Origin of the sequence: Proteus sp. G2609 (genome assembly GCF_963896135.1) — a bacterium.
GTDB classification, from domain to species: Bacteria; Pseudomonadota; Gammaproteobacteria; order Enterobacterales; family Enterobacteriaceae; genus Proteus; species Proteus mirabilis.
This window is the reverse complement of record NZ_CAWQNB010000024.1, coordinates 148,975-168,429: the sequence shown is the minus strand read 5'-3', so window position 1 is coordinate 168,429 and position 19,455 is coordinate 148,975. Positions and strand designations below refer to the sequence as shown.

Genomic DNA, 19,455 nt, shown 5'->3' with positions numbered 1-19,455 from the left:
TAATTCAGCGTTATTTACTTATAAAGTGATCCAGCTTAAAGGTATTTGCTTACAACCCGAATATGATCGTGTCAGTACCAAGCAAAACGGTAAGTTATATTACATTATTAACCGTTAACGATATATTTTATTAACAAGCGCATAACTAGACAGTTAAAATTTTAATAAGAAGGTTCTCATGTCAAATAAAACTCGTATCGAAGAAGACCTGTTAGGTAAAAGAGAAGTTCCTGCTGATGCTTACTACGGCGTCCACACTTTACGTGCAATTGAAAACTTCTACATCAGTGATCGTACAATCAATGATGTTCCAGAATTCATCCGCGGTATGGTCATGGTGAAAAAAGCCGCTGCATTAGCAAACAAAGAGCTTCACACTATTCCTCGCGAAATTGCTGATACGATTATCAAAGCCTGTGATGTTGTTTTAGAAACAGGCAAACACATGGATCAATTCCCAGTTGATGTATTCCAAGGTGGTGCTGGTACTTCATTAAACATGAATACTAACGAAGTTATCGCAAACATCGGTTTGGAATTAATGGGTCATCAAAAAGGTGAATATCAATATCTGAACCCTAACGATCACGTGAATAAGAGCCAATCAACAAACGACGCTTATCCTTGTGGTTTCCGTATCGCAGTTTATAACTCTGTTATTAAATTAACTGAGTCTATTGAGCTACTGAAAGCAGGTTTTGATAGAAAAGCAACTGAATTTGAAGACATCCTGAAAATGGGTCGTACTCAATTACAAGATGCTGTACCAATGACTTTAGGCCAAGAATTCCACGCTTTCTCAGTATTAATGAAAGAAGAAATCAAAAACCTAAAACGTACTGCTGAATTACTGTTAGAAATGAACTTAGGTGCAACTGCTATCGGTACTGGTTTAAATACTGCACCTGGCTACCAAAAATTAGCTGTTGAAAAATTAGCAGAAGTAACTGGTTTACCTTGCGTTCCAGCTGAAGACTTAATCGAAGCAACCTCTGACTGTGGTGCTTACGTGATGGTTCACGCTGCATTAAAACGTCTAGCAGTGAAAATGTCTAAAATCTGTAATGACTTACGTTTACTTTCTTCTGGTCCTCGTGCCGGCCTGAAAGAAATTAACCTGCCAGAATTACAAGCAGGCTCTTCAATCATGCCAGCTAAAGTAAACCCAGTTATCCCAGAAGTTGTGAACCAAGCTTGCTTTAAAGTTATCGGTAATGATACTTGCGTCACCATGGCAGCTGAAGCAGGTCAATTACAATTAAACGTAATGGAACCGGCTATTGGTCAAGCAATGTTTGAATCAATTTCTCTATTAAGCAACGCTTGCCGTAACTTAGTTGAAAAATGTGTTGATGGTATCACTGCTAATAAAGAAATCTGTGAACACTTCGTATTTAGCTCAATCGGTATCGTAACTTATCTAAACCCATTCATCGGTCACCACAACGGCGACATCGTTGGTAAAATTTGTGCAGAAACAGGTAAGAGCGTACGTGAAGTGGTATTAGAACGTGGCTTATTAACTGAAGAACAACTGGATGATATCTTCTCTGTTGAGAACCTAAAACACCCGGCTTACAAAGCAAAACGCTTCGATGATTAATATTTATGTTTCATAACATAATCATGTTAAACATAAGAATGAGCTCTTAAAAATACAAGGCACGGACTCTTTAAGAGACGTGCCTTTTTACTTGATTGTAAAAACAAAAATTTAACTTATCTTTCTCATTTTTTTAATTATCTCAAGGAGTAAACGCTATGTTAGCCGTAGAATTGATTATCGTTCTGCTGGCCATTTTCCTCGGTGCGAGACTAGGAGGAATTGGTATCGGGTTTGCCGGTGGTTTAGGGGTGTTAGTATTAGCCGCTATCGGTGTTAAACCAGGTACTATCCCTTTTGATGTGATCTCCATCATTATGGCTGTTATTGCCGCAATCTCTGCGATGCAGGTTGCTGGTGGTTTAGATTATTTAGTTGATCAAACAGAAAAACTATTAAGACGTAATCCTAAATACATCACAATACTTGCGCCAATTGTGACTTATTTATTAACTCTCTTTGCAGGTACAGGTAATATCTCTTTAGCTACATTACCCGTTATTGCTGAAGTTGCTAAAGAGCAAGGCATCAAACCTTGTCGCCCATTATCAACAGGTGTGGTTGCTGCGCAAATTGGTATTACAGCATCACCTATTTCTGCTGCGGTTGTTTATATGGCATCTGTCATGGAAAACCCTGCAATGGTCGGTGAAGGTAATACAGTAAGTTATATCACTCTGTTATCTATTTTATTACCAGCGACTTTCCTTGCTATTATTCTGATGTCATTCATCATCTCTTGGGTATTTAACTCAAAACTGTCTGATGATGCGATTTATCGTCAACGTTTAGAGCAAGGTCTAGTTGAATTACGTAATAGTAAAGAGCGTAGAGAAACATTACCGGGTGCTAAATCTTCTGTAATGCTATTCTTACTTGGTGTTATTTGTGTGGTCACTTATGCCATTATCAATAGCCCAAGTTTAGGCATTGTAAAAGAGCCGTTAATGAACACCACTAACGCTATCCTTATCATTATGCTGAGTGTGGCAACACTTATTACTGTTTTCTGTAAAGTTAAAACAGATAACATCTTAAACTCAAGTACATTTAAAGCAGGTATGAGTGCATGTATTTGTATTCTGGGTGTTGCTTGGTTAGGTGATACTTTCGTTTCAAGTAATATCGATTGGATCAAACTGACTGCCGGTGATTTAATCACAGGTCATCCTTGGTTATTAGCGGTTATTTTCTTCTTCTGCTCTGCCTTATTATATTCACAAGCGGCAACAGCAAAAGCATTAATGCCGATGGCTTTAGCTTTAGGTGTTTCTCCATTAACAGCAATTGCATCATTCTCAGCAGTTTCTGGTCTATTTATTCTACCAACTTACCCAACACTAGTTGCTGCCGTTCAAATGGATGACACTGGTACAACTCGTATTGGTAAATTAGTCTTTAACCATCCATTCTTTATCCCTGGTACTATCGGTGTGATATTAGCGGTCGGATTTGGTTTCCTCTTCGGCGGTATGATTTTGTAGTTTAAAATCAATATTTAAAAAGACATTGCAAAAAGCTTTACTTTTTAACTAAATATAAAAATAAATCCCCTCACCCAAATGGATGAGGGGATTTTATTTTGACGCAATCCCTCTAGCAGCAGTGACTTTCCTTTCTAATTAAAATCTGTTAATTATGGGGCTCTTGCGACACTATGATTTAAGGAGATTTCCGTGCAACGTGAAGCATTATTAGACCACGTACTTATCCAATTAGAGCAACATGGGCTTGCCGCTACGTTGCCTGAGTTATTGCAGGGATTTGATATTACTGAATCTGAACTCCAACCTTTTTGGCCTGATAAAGACGCGTTAATTTTTGATTGTCTGCGCCATCATGGACAGCAAATTGATATTTGGCAACGCCAAGTGATGTTAGATGATACGCTGACCACAGAGCAAAAATTACTAGCACGTTACGATCAGCTGGCTATGCGCTTAGAAAAAAATCGTTTCCCAGGCTGTTTGTTTGTCGCGGCTTGTAGTGCTTATCCTGATGAGCATTCACAAATCCATCAGTTAAGCCAGCGCCAAAAGCAAAGTTCATTTGAATACTCTAGAACGCTACTACGCAAGCTTGATCTTGAAGATAGTGAGTTAGTCGCTAAACAAATGGAGCTCATCTTAGAAGGCTGTTTAAGTCGCTTAATGGTCAATCGTCGCGCTGACGATATCACGACAGCAAAACTATTAGCTCAAGATATTCTTAAAATCGCCCAATGTCGTAAAAATGGTGCGCTAAGCTGATTGCATATCAATATTGCAATTAGAGTAATTGCTCATTTCATTCTCTTATACCATTACTCTCAATGAGGGGAAGAGAAAAGCGGTTAAGTGATAAGCAAAGGAAAAATATCTCTTTAAAAGATAAAAATGGACTATCTTTACTGATTGTTATTTAAGCATTTTTTATTAGAAAATCGCTCGTGCTGAAAAATCAGACTCAAATAGAATAAAAAGAGAGCAAACAAACTTATTTTTGCATTTTTTATTAAAAAGACGTTGACGCATCACGCTGAATACGGTTTAATGCGCCTCGTTGCCCGGATAGCTCAGTCGGTAGAGCAGGGGATTGAAAATCCCCGTGTCCTTGGTTCGATTCCGAGTCCGGGCACCATTTTAAAACTTGTTAATCAGCAATTTAAATAGCTGAGAGAACAACTAAGGGTTAGAAAAATATATTTTGATATTATCATCTTATATTGAAACTCTTAAATAAAACAGGCTTGTTTTGCAAGGCTGTTTTTTTTATTTTTACTACTCTCTACCGCATTTACTTATATCGTAGTCAAATACTACTTCTAATATTCTCGCCCCATTAATTGAAACGCTTCAATATGATATTTGTCTTTTTATTTTTGGTAACTCCGCACCGAACCATCAGGAATATGAGATTTTCATAAACTAATTTAAGCTGGCTTGATTGACAGTATTTGCTGATATAATGGCGAGCGAGAAGCATAAGGTACTCGGCCTGAAGGGACATATACTGATGCTGGCTCAAGATGAACATCTTGATCATCAAAAAATATATGAGGATTGAAAGCTTTAAGTATTTTTGTTTTCTCGACCCCACCTAGAAAGAATGCCTCATCAACATTTATCCCCCAAGCTCTTAATGTTTTTATAACTCGTAGTTCAGATGGACTATTCCTTGCTGTAACAAGAGCAATTCTTATCGGTGAATAATCAACTCTTGCAGGTAATCGGTCTTGTAATCTCGCTATTTTTTTTAGCAGCATTGCATAAGGGCCTTCCGCCAATGGTTCATTTTGCTTAGCATTTTCTTGTGCATGGAAACTGTTTATTCCTTTCGTTTTATAGACAATTTCACTGGACTCATCGAATAAAACAGCATCACCATCAAAGGCAATTCTTACCTGATCTTGAGGATATTTTATAGATTCTTTTGGAGGTTCCTTTAAAATAGCTACTGCACAGGCATTAGAGTCGATAACACGCTGTGCATCATCAATACTGGTTGTAAGAAAAAGATCCACATTGAAAGCCTCAAGATAATCAACCACCGTTTCCCCACCTGTGAATACTGACCTTGTTATATCTACTCCTTTTTTCCTTATATTGTTCAATATCATAAGTCCTGTATCAGGGCTATTTCTTGACATGACCACTACTTCAACAAGAGGAGATTTATCAGCTTCTTTTTTATACTTGTTTAGTCCCAGCAAAGCCTCTACCAAAGGAAATCCAGTTCCAGGAAGTAACTCATCCTCCTCATGCAAAAGCATGTAATTTCTATATTGCTCAATTGCTTTTTCCGGAATGCTGGAACAGAATTCCTTAAAAAGATTATCTGATTTCTGCATATCAAAAAGTGCTGTTGAGCTAATACCAATGACCAGTGTATTAGTCAAATCATAAGCCATAACCACCTCCTAAAAAATTTATTAGTTAACGTTTACATATTGATTAAGAGAAAAAACCTATTCATATTCAAGACGCTATTAATTTATTTTCAATTTCTTGTTTAGCGAGAATTGGTTTATCAAACCAATATATTATTCAATAAAAGGCTGTTTTTTTATTTTTACTACTCTCTACCGCATTTACTTATATCGTAGTCAAATACTACTTCTAATATTCTCGCCCCATCAATTCCGCTTCAAGTATATCTCGCAAGTTATCAACACTTTCATCAATGTATTCTAATATTGATGTAATACTGGCATGCCCTAATAGCCTTTTCACAACATGCAGATTACGCTCTGGTGATTGCATCATAAGATAAAAATAGCGACATATTCCTCTACCAACTCCCTGAAGCGCCCCCACCACCACTCGAACCACCACCCCCACCGCTAGAAGAACTAGAAGAGCTGGATGAACTTGATGAACTTGATGAATAAGACGAACTCGAATAACCACCAGAGCCTGAATAACCACTACGTCTACGAATACGTTTTGAATATGGCAGTTGATTAAACGGTGAACCAAACGGACTAGCGACACAAATCGCTTTCCATTCTTTTCGTTGTTGCCGATAAATTGGAAATAACAGGTTGATAATACCAAATAAAACCACTAATACGATAAAATTACATAATAATGACAATATGACTATTATCACTAAAACAAAATTATCAATAATACCATCAAGAAAGACTTGTGTATAAAACATCACCGCCGCAAAACAGAGTGTCATGGGGAAAAATAACGTTGAAAATGTAGGAAAATAGTACGAATATTGCAGATAATTTTTCAACTGTTTACGTTGCTTTATACTTAACTTACCTTTTTGGTCTGCTGGATTTTTCTTTTTTCTTCCTCTAGGCGCTAATAATTGATTAATTTTGTTTTTTATTTTTCGCGTCGAGAATATCAACTGAAAACAATAAACACCGCCTAATATTACCAAATAAATTAAGATGAAATGTGTGTGGAATATTTTAAGTGTATTAGTATTTATCTGTGAGTTAGTGAAACTTATTGGTTCATGATTAACGGCTTGAATAGCCTTTTTAACCCCTTGTTCGATGCCTGCATAATAATTATTTGAACGAAAAGATGGCAACATTCCATTGCGAATAATTCGTCCTGCCAGTACATCAGTTAATGCTCCCTCATAGCCATACCCGACTTCAAAACGAACATTACGATCATTAATTGCCACCACGAGCAATAATCCATTATCTTTCCCTTTTCTGCCTATCTTCCATTGATTAAAAACACGAAAAGCAAAGGATTCGATGGTTTCTTTCCCTGTCGTTGGAACGATATAGACAACAAATTGTGATCCATCATTACGACTATTTTCGAAGTTAACCAATAAAGTATTTAACGCTTTGAATTGTTGTGCAGTCAATAAATTTGCACTATCAATCACTCTATCTGTTTTTAGTTGAGGAATATCATTCGCTGATGCACTCACTATCACGCTAAAGCTAAATAAGAACAATGAGAATAAGAATAAAACCTTACGTATCATGAGGCAAAGTCCACCACTGGTGTTACTTTTATTTCCTGTTCACTCTCAACAGTGAAATTGACTTTTTTATCATATCCCATAACGATAGCTATGAAGTTATAAGGAAACTGTCTAATCTGAGTATTATAATGACGAACTGCCTCGATATATCGCCCTCTAGCAACAGAGATACGATTTTCGGCTCCCTCTAATTGCACCATTAGATCTTGATATAATGTGTTAGCTTTCAAGTCAGGATATCTTTCTGAAATAGCTAAAAGACGTGATAAAGATTTGCCCAAATCATCCTGTGCTTTTTGATAACTGGTAGCAAGTGTAGAATTTTCAAATAAACGCGTATTGACATTAATTTGTCCAACAGACGCTCTTGCCTTTACAACATCTTGTAATACTTGGCTTTCATAATTTGAGTACCCTTTAACTGTATTGACTAGATTAGGGATCAAATCTAAACGACGTTGATATTGATTTAATAATTCTGATGCCGCCGCAGTAACTAACTCGTCATTCTTCTGGATTTTATTATAAGCATTAATCAATACAACAAAAATAATGATAAGAAGCAAAACCAAACCAACGACTAACTTACGCATAAAATATCCTTTTATTGGTGAGCTTTTAGTTCTATGACAGCAATAAATTTATCATTTTTATCAACTAAAAAAAATCATTTAATATTATTACCCATTTTTTATTGTGGTTACTATTTTTAGTCGATCTTTTCTTGAGTATTTTTCAACAATACTCCTATCTTCTTAATGAAATAGAATATTCACTCAATATATTTATTTTTTGCACAACAAAATAATTATTATCTTAAGATAAGGTATGGCCATCAGAGTAAAATCACTTTTATCTTTTTTAAAGAATGATCTGATTTTCTAATACAGAAGAATTAATACTATCTCATTGCTATCTCAGTCATTTATCTTAACTACCAATGAACATAAAAATAAATTAAGATAGACAAAATGTGTTCTCAACCACATGTTTTTGCAACCATTTAACATAGTATTATTAGTATTAACCTAAAAGAGACACGCTCATCTCGTTAATTTAAGAGAACGCTTTATGAACCTTTTTTTCCAAAATAGCTTAGCCTTTCCTAGCATTATCTTTAGTGCCTTACTTATTATTATCCTCTTTTATTGGCTATGTGCTGCTTTTGGACTATTAGATATCGATTTATTTAATATCGATAGCGAATTAGATGTCGATGCGACGGGCCTTGCGGGTTGGCTAACTAAATTAGGGCTTGCCGGCATTCCGGTAACCATTATATTAACCTTCTTCACTTTGTTCGGCTGGTTTATTAGTTACTTTTGCGTACATTGGTTTATTCGTTTTATTGAAACAGATTTATTGCGTTATGTTATCGGCTTTATTGCTTTTATTATCATCAGCTTTGTTTCTCTTAATTTAACAGCGCTATGCTTAAAACCAATCCGCAATAAGCTCATTTCTCGTAGCAAACCTAAATCAGTTCACCAACTAGTAGGAAAATTTGCTGTAGTACGCTCCGAATATGTCACAGAAAAAAAAGGTGAAGCCCTATTAGAAGATGGTGGTGCCGGTTTAATTTTACAGATCAGAGCGCCAGCAACAGAAAATATTAAACGAGGGGATAGCGTAATTATTATTAGTTATGACGCGCCTACTCATAGTTATCAAGTCGTAACGGAAGATGAATTTCACCGCTAATGATAAATTCGGTGAAAGGAAAATAAGTTAACAGACACATTAAGATTAAAAATGACGACATCGTCTGAACCTATGGAGAAAAATGTATGGATTTGGCTTTCGTTATGCCTTTCTTAACAATTATTGGCTGTGTGATCTTAGTTATTTTAGGACTCTTTGGTTTGTTCAAAGCGTTTTATATTAAGGTTCCACAAGGTACAGCATTAATTGTTAACGACATGACATCACAACCTAAAGTTCATTTTACTGGGGCTTTAGTTTATCCGGTTATCTACAAAAAAGAGTTTATGCGTATTTCGCTTTTAACCTTAGAAGTCGATCGCCGTGGTAAAGATGGATTAATTTGCCAAGATAATTTACGTGCAGATATTACTGTCGCCTTCTACCTGCGTGTTAATGAAACGACAGAAGATGTATTAAAAGTCGCTAAAGCGATTGGTGTAGATAGAGCATCAGATCATCAAGCCGTGAGTACATTATTTAGTGCTAAATTCTCTGAAGCCTTAAAAACCGTCGGCAAACAATTTGAGCTATCGAAATTATTTGAAGATAGACAAAATTTCCGTGATCGTATTGTTGATGTGATTGGTAAAGATCTCAATGGTTATGCGTTAGAAGATGTGGCCATCGACTATTTAGAGCAAACCCCTAAATCAGCCCTTGATCCAAATAATATTTTTGATTCAGAAGGTATTCGCAAAATTACCGAAATTACTGCAATACATAATATCGAAACGAATCAAAAAGAGCGTGACCAAGAGTTAGCGATCCAAAAGAAAAATGTTGAAACTCGCGAAGCAAGTCTGGCTTTAGAGCGCCAACAAGCAGATGCAGAAGCTCGCCAACAGCGTGAAATTGATAATATCCGTGCCCGTGAAAGTTCAGAAACCTTACGAGTACAAGAAGAAGAGCGTCTAAAAGCAGAGCAAGCTCGTATTCAAACTCAGCAAGAAATTGAAATACGAGAAGAAAACCGTATGCGTGAAGTCGAAGTCGCGCAACAAAACCGCACCAGAGCGGTAGCTATCGAGCAAGAGCGCGTTAATCGTGCCCGTGAATTAGAAATTGTCGCTCGTGAGCGAGAAGTTGAACTACAACGTATTGAAAAAGAAAAAGCGTTAGAAGAAGAGCGCAAAAATATTTCAAATGTGATCCGCGAGCGTGTTGCTGTTGAAAAAACGGTCGCACAAGAAGAAGAGCGAATTAAAGAAGTACGTGAAGTCTCAGAAGCTGAGCGTATGCGCCAAGTGACGGTGATTAATGCGCAAGCTGAAGCCGAAGAATCTTTAGTACGCCAAGTGAAAAAAGCCGAAGCGGATGAATCAAGTGCAAAACATAAAGCTGAAGAAATCAGCACCATGGCAAAAGCAGAATTAGAAGCCTCTGTGAAACAAGCTGAAGCGAAAAAACGCTTAGCTGAAGGGATCGAAGCTGAACACGCAGCATTAGGCCTTGCCGAAGCACGTGTTCGTCAAGCAACTGCCGAAGCAGAAGAAAAAGAAGGTTTAGTACAAGCTAATATCACAGCGGAACAGCTGTTGGCACAAGCGCGTGGCTTGAAAGAAAAAGGCTTAAGCGAAGCGCAAGTCATGGAAGCAAAAGCACAAGCGCAACAACAACAAGGTTTTGCTGAAGCGAAAATTCTTGAAGAGAAATTAGCAGCTCAAGCTCGCGGTGAAGAGCAACAAGCGAATGCTAAAGAAAAACTGGGTCTTGCTGATGCGAAAATTCTTGAAGAAAAACTGGCCGCTCAAGCGCGTGGTGAGGGTCAATTAGGTTCAGCACAAGCAGAAGTGATCCGCCAACGTCTGAAAGCAGAAGCTGACGGTTTAACAGATAAATTCAAGTCAATGGATCACCTCAGTGATACTGCTCGTGCTCATGAAGAGTTCCGTATGCGCCTTGAAAAACAATTTGAACAAGCCATGGCTTCTATTGAAGCAAATAAAGAGATTGCTCGTGAGCAAGCGGATGTATTAGCAGCAGCACTGAGCAAAACGAATATTGAAATTGTCGGTGGTGATGGCAACTTCTTTAATACCTTCTCTAAAGCACTGAGCTTAGGTAAAGCGGTTGATGGTTTTATGGATAAAAGTAGCTTTGCCAAAGAGAACGTTGAGAAATTGATTAATCGTACTCAGCAAGATAAAAAATTAGATGTTGCTTCACTGCTAAAAAATCCAGAAGTTCAAGAATTAATTAATGGATTTATGGCGACTAAAGGTGCGGGTCAACTGATCAAAGAAGTCACAGCAAAATCAGACACCCCAAAAGAAGATTAATATCGCTCTAAAAGGAGAGGAAAAGACATAGAGAAATTCTCTATGTCTTTTCGATTGTTTCTATCGTTTAAGCCAAGGAAATCCGTTATACCATGTCTGATATTCATGATACGAATCGCGAACAGGAAATACTTGATAGCGCTGTTGCACAAGGTGGCGCATATGAAATATTGCGTAAACGCCTTACCGAGCAAGGTCAGCAGTTACATGTAAAAGCCACTGAACTCAATCAGCATCGATTAGCTGAATTTGGTCAAAGCCAAATGGATATCATTGGCCGTATTCGTATTCGAACAGAGAATAATTGCCAAGCAAGAGATATTGTTCGCGTTGGTGAATGGTTACTATTTGGTTATAACGTTTTCCTCGGTTTAAAACGAGAAACGCATCTTGAAGATGTTTTTTCACTTTATCGCTTAATTGATAATGATGGCGAGTTTGATGTTGAAGCGGTTGCTTATGAAGGCACTTTTTTAAATGATAATCGCTTTATCCAAGATTTTACCGAGTTATACACTTACTATAAAAATACGCAACTACTACAGCTAGTTGAGCGTGATGGTAAATTACTCGCTAGTTTTCAAATTGGCGATCGTATTACCGATGTACGCGTCTTCCGTTGGTCGATATCCAGTGACAAACAACGTATTGAATATATTGATAATCGTGGCGAACGCGATATAGCACTCCCCCCTGCTTACGATTTTGATTGGATAAAAACACAACGTGAAGATACGGTAAATGGACGTTTTCCTCATATCAACATTTTAGATACAGTCTTTGTAGAAACCACCGGTGGCGATCTGACTGTCAAATGTGAAAACAATACCGAAGATGGTTTAGGAATTTATCGTGAAGCGGTGTTAGATAAAAACCAGTCCCTTGATGATGCACAAATTGAATATGCACAAACTGGCAGTTTAATTTTATTAAAAGTGCTTCCTTACCGCGAAGAGAATTGGCGTTATTTAGTCTATAACACACTAACACAAAGTGTTCAGCGTATTGATGCCATTGGGCAAGCTTGTGTGCAACTTCCGGAAGATCACGGTATCATTTTCCCTGGTGGCTACTATCTACAAAATGGCGATTACAAAACCTTTGATCAACCAATGGAAGGTATGTATTTTCGTCGTTTACGTCGTTCACCTAACGGTGAAGATGTGCTGTATGTCTTCTATTCACCGACACAAGGTCGTCTCGCGCTATTTAATTACAATATGATTGAGCGTAAATTGGCGACACCATTGGTCGGTCATGGCTATGCCATGCTAGAAGATGGCAAAATGGTGCTATTTGAAGGGGAAGGCGAAGAAGCTACCCGTGTTCACCCGATGCAAGTTTGGCAAACGCCCTTCTATTCTGAAGAATTTGCCGATAAACAACCGCCACGAAACGGCTTTTATGGGCGTATTGGTAATGCCGATTTAGTTCGCGGGATCTCAGAAATTTTACATGTCGCCAAAGAAATTGAAGGTAGCCAAGTTTCCATCGCTCGTTATGAGCAACTTAGCCAACAACCAAAAAGCTTATTAGATCTCTATTACTGGTTTAATGATGAACACTGTCTAGGTATTGGCCCCTTACTAAAAGAGATCGCTCAAACAAGTGAATTAGTGCTTGATGAATATGAAAAAGTCGAAAGTATTCGTCAACAATCAGCGAAATCAATGCAAGAAGCGATCAACCGTCAGAAATCTCTGTTATCACTGACACTGCCTGATAGTTGGACCGATATTCAACAATTTGTTGATAGTTTAAATTCGCTCAATACACACCATGGACACCTTATTTCTTTGCGTGAATTCCGATATATGGATTTAACGCAATTAAATAAAATGGAAACGGAAATAACCGAGGCACAGCAACGTGTTTCGCAAGCCACAGCCCAATTTCTTGCCAGCGACAAAGCGCTACAGCCTTTTAAAACACAGCTTACTACTTTTGAACAACAGATAGAAAAAGCACAAAACAGTGCTCAGCTTGATGTACCAATGAATGAGATGGCGCAGATGTCAGAAGATTTAGACATGCTGTCAAATCTGATGGCATCACTCACCTTTGAGGATGTGACGCAACAAACACAGATTATTGATGCCATCTCCCAAATTTATGCACAACTCAATCAATCACGAGCTCGCTTACAGCAAAAAAGAAAATCACAAAGTAGCGTAGAAACCGTCGCTCAATTTGGTGCGCAATTCCGCCTATTTAGTCAGGGGATCACCAATGCTTTATCACTGGCAACAGATCCGGAACGTTGTGAAGAGCAGCTTTCACGACTGCTAGTACAGCTAGAAGAATTAGAAAGCCAATTTAGTCAGCATGATGAATTTCTTGATGATATCTTGTCAAAACGTGAAGAGTTATTAGAGACTTTTGAGGCGCATAAACAATCGTTACTTGACGATCGTCAACGTCGTTCACAAAGCTTATTAACTGCTGCTAATCGTCTCTTAGAAAATCTGCAACGTAGAACAACTCGGTTGCAATCACAAGATGAATTAAATGCTTTTTTTGCCTCTGATCCTTTAGCATTAAAAACACGTGAAATCATTGAAAAACTAAGAGAAATCAATGACAACGTTAAAGCAGATGATATTGATGCCCGTCTTAAATCGTCTCGTGATCAAGCCATCCGTATCTTACGTGATAAAACGGATATCTTTGAAGAGGGTGGCAATGTTATTAAATTAGGCCCTCGTCACCGTTTTAGTGTTAATACACAAGAGCTAGATCTTACTATTTTACCGAAAGAAGATAAGCTTTGGTTATATCTAACCGGTACCGATTTCCAAGAGCCAATCGACCATCCAGAGCTTGAAACACTGCGCCCTTACTGGAATGCGACATTAAGTTCAGAATCTGAAACGGTGTATCGTGCGGAATATCTCGCCTATTCAATTATCTATGCTGCATCAAAACGTCAAGATGGATTAACCCTTGAAATCTTAAAAGAAGCACTGAGTGTACCTGAAAAATTAGAAAAGTTAGTACGTGATTTCGCAACACCTCGCTATAAAGAAGGCTATGAAAAAGGGATCCACGATCATGATGCTATCGCCATTCTAAAGAAACTCCTACCTGTAGGTGAAAGTGCCGATCTGCTTCGTTACAACCCAACAGCACGGGCAATTGCTGCTATTTTCTGGGAAAAAGTACAAACTAATGAATACCCAGCATTATGGCCAGAGCGCGCACGAACGGCAGTGAATATTCAACAACTGTTTCATAATGATGATGCATTAATTGATTTACAGGCAGAAATAGAAGCGGATATCCGCCTATTCCTTACTGATAATCCGATTAAATGTGGATCTTATGTTCCGATCCAAGCCGCTGAATATTTAAGTTTTGCACTAGCAAGAACACCAATAGAATTGGTTTACAGTAAATATGCCAAAGAGCTCGTTGTTGCCTTACAAAACCGATTAGAAGCCGCTCATATGTGGATTGATTTTAATCGTTCACAACAAAATTTAGCCTCACGTTATGCACAACGTTGGGCATTGATTCAAAATTGGCTACAAGGATTGTGCTCTCAAGCCGATTATGCTCATCTAACCCCTTATATTCCGGGGGCAATTGCCATTATTATGTTAGATAAAATCGCCTCTGCACGTTATAGCGAGGTTGATTTATACTTTAAGGTAAACGGATTATTAGGTGAGCATCCTACTATTGAAAATCAAACACTTTCATTGAGTTTAGATGATTATTTCAGTCGTATGCGCGGACAGCGTAAAACCTTTATTCCCGCCTTTAATCATTATCTGACTTTACGACAAAAAATTGTTCTTGAAGAGCGCCAGCGTTTAAAACTAGATGAGTTTAAAGCAAAACCTCTCAGTTCATTTGTGCGTAATAAACTGATTAACGATGTCTATTTGCCAATTATTGGTGACAATATGGCAAAACAGATCGGTGCATTAGGTGAAGGGAAACGCACTGACTTGATGGGATTATTATTAATGATCTCCCCACCAGGTTACGGTAAAACGACCTTAATGGAATATGTAGCCGATCGTTTGGGACTGATCTTTATGAAAATAAATGGTCCTGCTTTAGGTCATAATGTTTTGTCATTAGATCCCGAGCAAGCGCCAAACGCAACAGCAAAACAAGAGCTAGAAAAACTCAATCTTGCCCTTGAGATGGGCAATAATGTGATGTTGTATGTCGATGATATTCAGCATACACACCCTGAATTCCTACAAAAATTTATCTCGCTATGTGATGGCACACGCCGTATTGAAGGGGTTTGGAAAGGGAAAACCCGAACCTATGATATGCGCGGTAAAAAATTCTGTGTGGTGATGGCGGGTAACCCTTATACCGAGTCTGGTGAACTATTTAAGATCCCCGATATGTTAGCTAACCGTGCTGATATCTATAATCTTGGTGAGGTATTAGGGGGAATGGATGACGCCTTTGCACTCAGTTATATTGAAAATAGCTTAACCTCTAACTCAGTTCTTGCTCCCCTTGCTTTACGTGATCTAAACGATCTCTATCTTTTTGTTGATAAAGCCATGGGTAAATCAGTTTCAACCAATTCCCTCAGTTATCCTTATTCGGATGCGGAAATTAATGAAATTGTGATGGTATTAAAACATCTAATTACTTTGCGTGATGTGATTTTAAAAGTAAATCAACAATATATAGCAAGTGCCGCACAATCCGATAAATATCGTACTGAGCCTGCATTCCGCTTACAAGGCAGTTATCGCAATATGAACAAATTAAGCGAAAAAGTCTCTGCGGTTATGAATGAGAAAGAAATTGAACGCTTACTCGACGATCACTATCTTGGCGAAGCCCAATTACTCACAACGGGTGCTGAAGAGAACTTATTAAAACTGGCGGAAATACGTGGCACATTAACCGAACAAGATGCTATTCGTTGGCAGCAAATCAAAAAAGATTTTATGCGCAACAAAGCATTAGGTGGCGATAATGCCTATATTGGCGATCGCGTAGTGTCACAGTTGGCGAATTTAGTAGAAAGTGTGCAGAGTTTGCGCTAAAGAGATAAATTAACCTTATTTAGCTCACTTATTTTAGTGGGCTAAATAGGGCATAAATAATGGTTTATAAATCGAGTAATCCTCCCCAAAAATCATTGATTAATTGAAATACTACAACCCATGTACAATCCTTACTAACAATCTTTCTCATGTTTCCATGTTCACGATATGCATCTGTTCAAGATTAGTGAACAAGGGAATATCGTGAACAGAATATGGTTAAATATTTTTACAATTAATATTGTATGGTCTTAAAAATAAAAATGTATACATAATATAAACATTATTAATGTTAATTTTATTTGCTACATAATAAATGCCTTTATTATTAACAATAAATAAAAATTTAATTTAACAATCCATTGCATTAAATACATAAAATACATATCTACTCATATATTGAAATAAAAGAAACAACTTAAATATCAATATGGATTTACTATTTATAAATTTATGAGATCTCTATCTAAAGATAAATAGTTAGCTTAGAACAAGGTATTTAAAAATGATATAATTAAAAATCGCTATAAACCAACCATATAGATTATAATAATTTCCATTTAATAAATTGGAAATAAATAAAAATATATTAGCTTTATTTTATTAACACTCTTGGCAATATAAATATTTTATTTAAAATAAGATTATTATAAAAATTATTCTATTCTTATCTGGTTTAACCTCGTTTTTATACCAGATAAGTAGCAACACAACAAAAATATATCAATAAAGTGGGCGTACTATGAAAAGCATGTTTACGACTCGAGAGCTCCCTGACGTAGATCGGTTTTCCGTATTCAGGGATACCATAAAAGACCGCTTTTTATCGTCTTATGAATGCAATGAAGTCGAATTACCGCCTCATTCTCGATTTTATGCCAACATTGTCGAGCAGAAGGTGGCTGATATTCGCTTTATTCAGCTAGAATCTAACGGTCATTGGGCAAGTAGCCGTCCTTTAAGAAACAAATTGAGTCTAGAAGAGCATTTTCAAATAGAACTCCAACGCTCAGGTACAAGTCATCTGACTCAAGATGGCAGAACGGCCTTTCTACGACAAGGCGATTTCTGTATTTTTGATATGGCAAGACCCGTTTCTTGGTCGTTCGATAACGACTATTCGTTATTTAAGCTTTTGATCCCAAGAGAAAAATTGGCACCACGTTTAGGTAATACACAGAACCTAACAGCAAGAGCAATACGAGGTAATAGTATTACAGGCTCCCTCGTTTATAGCTTTGTGATGCGTTATATCCCTTTCTTAGATTCTATGCCCACTCAACATGCTCAGCAACTAGCTGATATTTTATTGAATTTAATTACGTCAGCTTTCAGTGAATACAGTATTGCAACTCCACCTCAAAGCTTAGGAAGATCAACACTGTTTTATTTTGCTCAACACTATCTTGAGCAACATCTGTCTGATCCAGATCTCAGCGTGAATGAATGTGCAAATGCTTGTGGGATCTCCGTGCGCTATTTACAGATGTTATTTAAAGAACAAAATACATCTGTACTTCGTTGGATCTACCAAAAACGTCTTGAGAATTATAAAACGGCTTTAGTAAATCCTCTTTTAGCAGAGAAAAATATTACACAATTAGCTTATGAATGTGGATTTAGCGATATTTCTAATTTAAGTCGAAAGTTTAAATCTGAATTTTTTATGACCCCATCAGAGTATCGGAAAATACATTCATTAAGATAAATAAACTTATTATCTCCCCCTCTAGTTAAATTTTTGGAGGTTATTCTAGAAGGGGGATAAAAGTTATCATATCAGCCGTAACGAAACTCAATCCCTAATGTGCCACACGGATATTCCCATTTTTTTAAAATCGTTTCGCCACATAAAATACGGCAAGTACCACACTCTAAACATCCGGCATAATCAAAAAGATATTGCCCTTTTTCATCTTTCTTATATAAACCAGCAGGGCAGGCTTTCATTAAGATTTCAAATTGAGCCGGATCAATATCATCCTTTAAGACGATATGTGGATTTTCTTCATCCACATTAAATTTATTGACCCCTAATTTAACGTCTACGTTTACCTGACTCATAAAGAACGTACCCCCTTAAATCCATCTTTAATTAAGTTCATCACACCGACTTTCTTAACCTGAGACAGTATTTTCTTACGCACTGGTTTTTCTGGACCATTAATCACGAATAAGTCATGCATGACATTGGTCGCCATTTGCGGATAATCCGTAAAGAATCTTGTATTATCGAGGAAAGAAGGTAAATCTTTGTATAACTTCATATCTTTTATGACGAAACTATCATTTAATAAAGATTGATAGCAACTTAGTTCTTTCTGGCTATAGCTGTTTTGCTCTTTCGCCATTAATACCGCTTTTGCAGCCGCTTCACCTGAAGCAATGGCTAAATCCATTCCTCTTACGGTATAGCCAACGTTAAGGCAAAATCCAGCAGCATCTCCCGCAACTAGTACACCATCTTTGACTAACTCAGACACCATATTCATACCCCCTTCAGGTACCATATGTGCTGAATATTCTAATAATTTTCCGTCTTTGATAAGTGGAGCAACAACCGGATGTTGTTTAAAATCTTCTAATAATTGAGGAACCGTTTTTTCGAATTTGTCGACATTATGTAGTCCCAATACAAGACCTAAAGAAACTGTATTTTTATTGGTATATAAAAATCCACCACCTAAATACCCACCTGAAGGTGCGCCAGCAAAAAGCCAAGCTAAACCTTCATCATTAGTACAACCAAATCGGTCTTCCATTTGTTGTGGTGTAAACTCGAGTAGCTCTTTAACGCCCACAGCTACGGTGTGAGGATCCACCTTTTGTGTCATACCTAATTGCTTTGCTAACAGTGAATTCACACCATCTGCTAAGATCACCACATGAGCTTCAATTTCATCATCACCCGCTTTAACACCACAAACTTTTCCGTCTTTCACTAACACTTCATCAACGCGAACACCGGTGATCACTTGTGCGCCTGCGTCTTCTGCTTTCTCCATTAGCCATTGATCAAAAGAAGAACGTAATACGGTATAAGAGCGAGCGGCTTCCTCTTCTTGTTGAGTATGCTGATAATCTAAAGTGACCCCATCTGTTTCCGTTAGCATGGAAATTTTTTCACGCATTACAAGGCGCTCAACTGGCGCTTCTTGAGCAAAATTGGGAATGATTTTTTCAAGACTGTGCGCGTATAAACGTCCCCCCGTCATATTTTTACTGCCAGCGAAATTACCTCGCTCTACAACTAAAACATCACACCCTGCTTGTGCTAATACATAGGCAGCAGTACCACCAGCAAGTCCACCACCCACAATAATGGCGTCAAAAATATCGTCTGACATACTTTCCTATCCTTTTATTATGTGTGGTCGCTTAGTACATTATCACT

At 37.5% G+C, this 19,455-nt stretch carries 13 protein-coding genes and 1 tRNA gene; 8 read left to right on the top strand and 6 right to left on the bottom strand.

From position 1 onward, the window contains the following. Positions 1 to 178: 178 nt before the first annotated feature. The 4 genes from aspA (at position 179) to AACV01_RS06390 (ending at position 4,222) form a co-directional block, all read left to right on the top strand. On the top strand, positions 179 to 1,603 hold the full coding sequence (gene aspA / locus AACV01_RS06405) for an aspartate ammonia-lyase (RefSeq protein WP_004245720.1): 1,425 nt from the start codon (positions 179 to 181) through the stop codon (positions 1,601 to 1,603). A gap of 158 nt (positions 1,604 to 1,761) precedes the next feature. Next, positions 1,762 to 3,087: an anaerobic C4-dicarboxylate transporter gene (locus AACV01_RS06400; protein ID WP_004245722.1), complete on the top strand. Its 1,326-nt coding sequence runs from the start codon at positions 1,762 to 1,764 to the stop codon at positions 3,085 to 3,087. Between the two features lie 192 nt (positions 3,088 to 3,279). Further along, entirely contained in the window at positions 3,280 to 3,852 is a 573-nt protein-coding gene (dicD, locus tag AACV01_RS06395; protein WP_049218956.1) for a division control transcriptional repressor DicD, read from the top strand. Positions 3,853 to 4,146: 294 nt separating this feature from the next. Next, positions 4,147 to 4,222 (top strand) — tRNA-Phe (locus AACV01_RS06390). Between the two features lie 292 nt (positions 4,223 to 4,514). Here the strand turns inward: AACV01_RS06390 and AACV01_RS06385 are convergent. The 4 genes from AACV01_RS06385 to AACV01_RS06370 all read right to left on the bottom strand — a co-directional run bounded on the left by AACV01_RS06385 (position 4,515) and on the right by AACV01_RS06370 (position 7,644). After that, entirely contained in the window at positions 4,515 to 5,492 is a 978-nt protein-coding gene (locus AACV01_RS06385; protein ID WP_104836756.1) for a 5'-nucleotidase, read from the bottom strand. 208 nt (positions 5,493 to 5,700) lie between these two features. Then, a complete protein-coding gene (locus AACV01_RS06380; RefSeq protein ID WP_004245778.1) occupies positions 5,701 to 5,847 on the bottom strand; it encodes a hypothetical protein in 147 nt (48 codons plus the stop codon). Positions 5,848 to 5,872: 25 nt separating this feature from the next. Next, positions 5,873 to 7,051, bottom strand: a complete 1,179-nt coding sequence (locus AACV01_RS06375) for a TPM domain-containing protein (protein ID WP_104836757.1) — start codon at positions 7,049 to 7,051, stop codon at positions 5,873 to 5,875. Continuing rightward, positions 7,048 to 7,644, bottom strand: coding sequence for a LemA family protein (locus tag AACV01_RS06370; protein ID WP_004249259.1), 597 nt, complete (start codon positions 7,642 to 7,644; stop codon positions 7,048 to 7,050). The genes AACV01_RS06375 and AACV01_RS06370 overlap by 4 nt, the downstream gene beginning before the upstream one ends. Positions 7,645 to 8,122: 478 nt before the next feature. Here AACV01_RS06370 and AACV01_RS06365 point away from each other — a divergent pair, with 478 nt between their 5' ends. From AACV01_RS06365 to AACV01_RS06350, 4 genes are all read left to right on the top strand, one after another. Further along, the gene (locus tag AACV01_RS06365; protein WP_161682604.1) at positions 8,123 to 8,752 is read left to right on the top strand and encodes an OB-fold-containig protein; all 630 of its coding nucleotides are present in this window, start codon (positions 8,123 to 8,125) and stop codon (positions 8,750 to 8,752) included. 86 nt (positions 8,753 to 8,838) lie between these two features. Further along, positions 8,839 to 11,034 carry a hypothetical protein gene (locus AACV01_RS06360; RefSeq protein ID WP_004245785.1) on the top strand — a complete coding sequence of 732 codons (2,196 nt, stop codon included), beginning with the start codon at positions 8,839 to 8,841 and terminating at the stop codon, positions 11,032 to 11,034. Positions 11,035 to 11,126: 92 nt separating this feature from the next. Continuing rightward, entirely contained in the window at positions 11,127 to 16,061 is a 4,935-nt protein-coding gene (locus tag AACV01_RS06355) for a DNA repair ATPase (protein WP_161682602.1), read from the top strand. 742 nt (positions 16,062 to 16,803) lie between these two features. Next, on the top strand, positions 16,804 to 17,769 hold the full coding sequence (locus AACV01_RS06350) for a helix-turn-helix domain-containing protein (protein WP_004249253.1): 966 nt from the start codon (positions 16,804 to 16,806) through the stop codon (positions 17,767 to 17,769). Positions 17,770 to 17,840: 71 nt separating this feature from the next. On the opposite strand, the gene AACV01_RS06345 is transcribed toward AACV01_RS06350, so the two are convergent. Beyond that, positions 17,841 to 18,125 (bottom strand): ferredoxin ydiT, encoded by a 285-nt coding sequence (locus AACV01_RS06345; RefSeq protein WP_004249251.1) that lies wholly within the window; start codon positions 18,123 to 18,125, stop codon positions 17,841 to 17,843. Then, positions 18,122 to 19,408: an FAD-dependent oxidoreductase gene (locus tag AACV01_RS06340; RefSeq protein ID WP_161682601.1), complete on the bottom strand. Its 1,287-nt coding sequence runs from the start codon at positions 19,406 to 19,408 to the stop codon at positions 18,122 to 18,124. The genes AACV01_RS06345 and AACV01_RS06340 overlap by 4 nt, the downstream gene beginning before the upstream one ends. Positions 19,409 to 19,455: the final 47 nt, after the last annotated feature.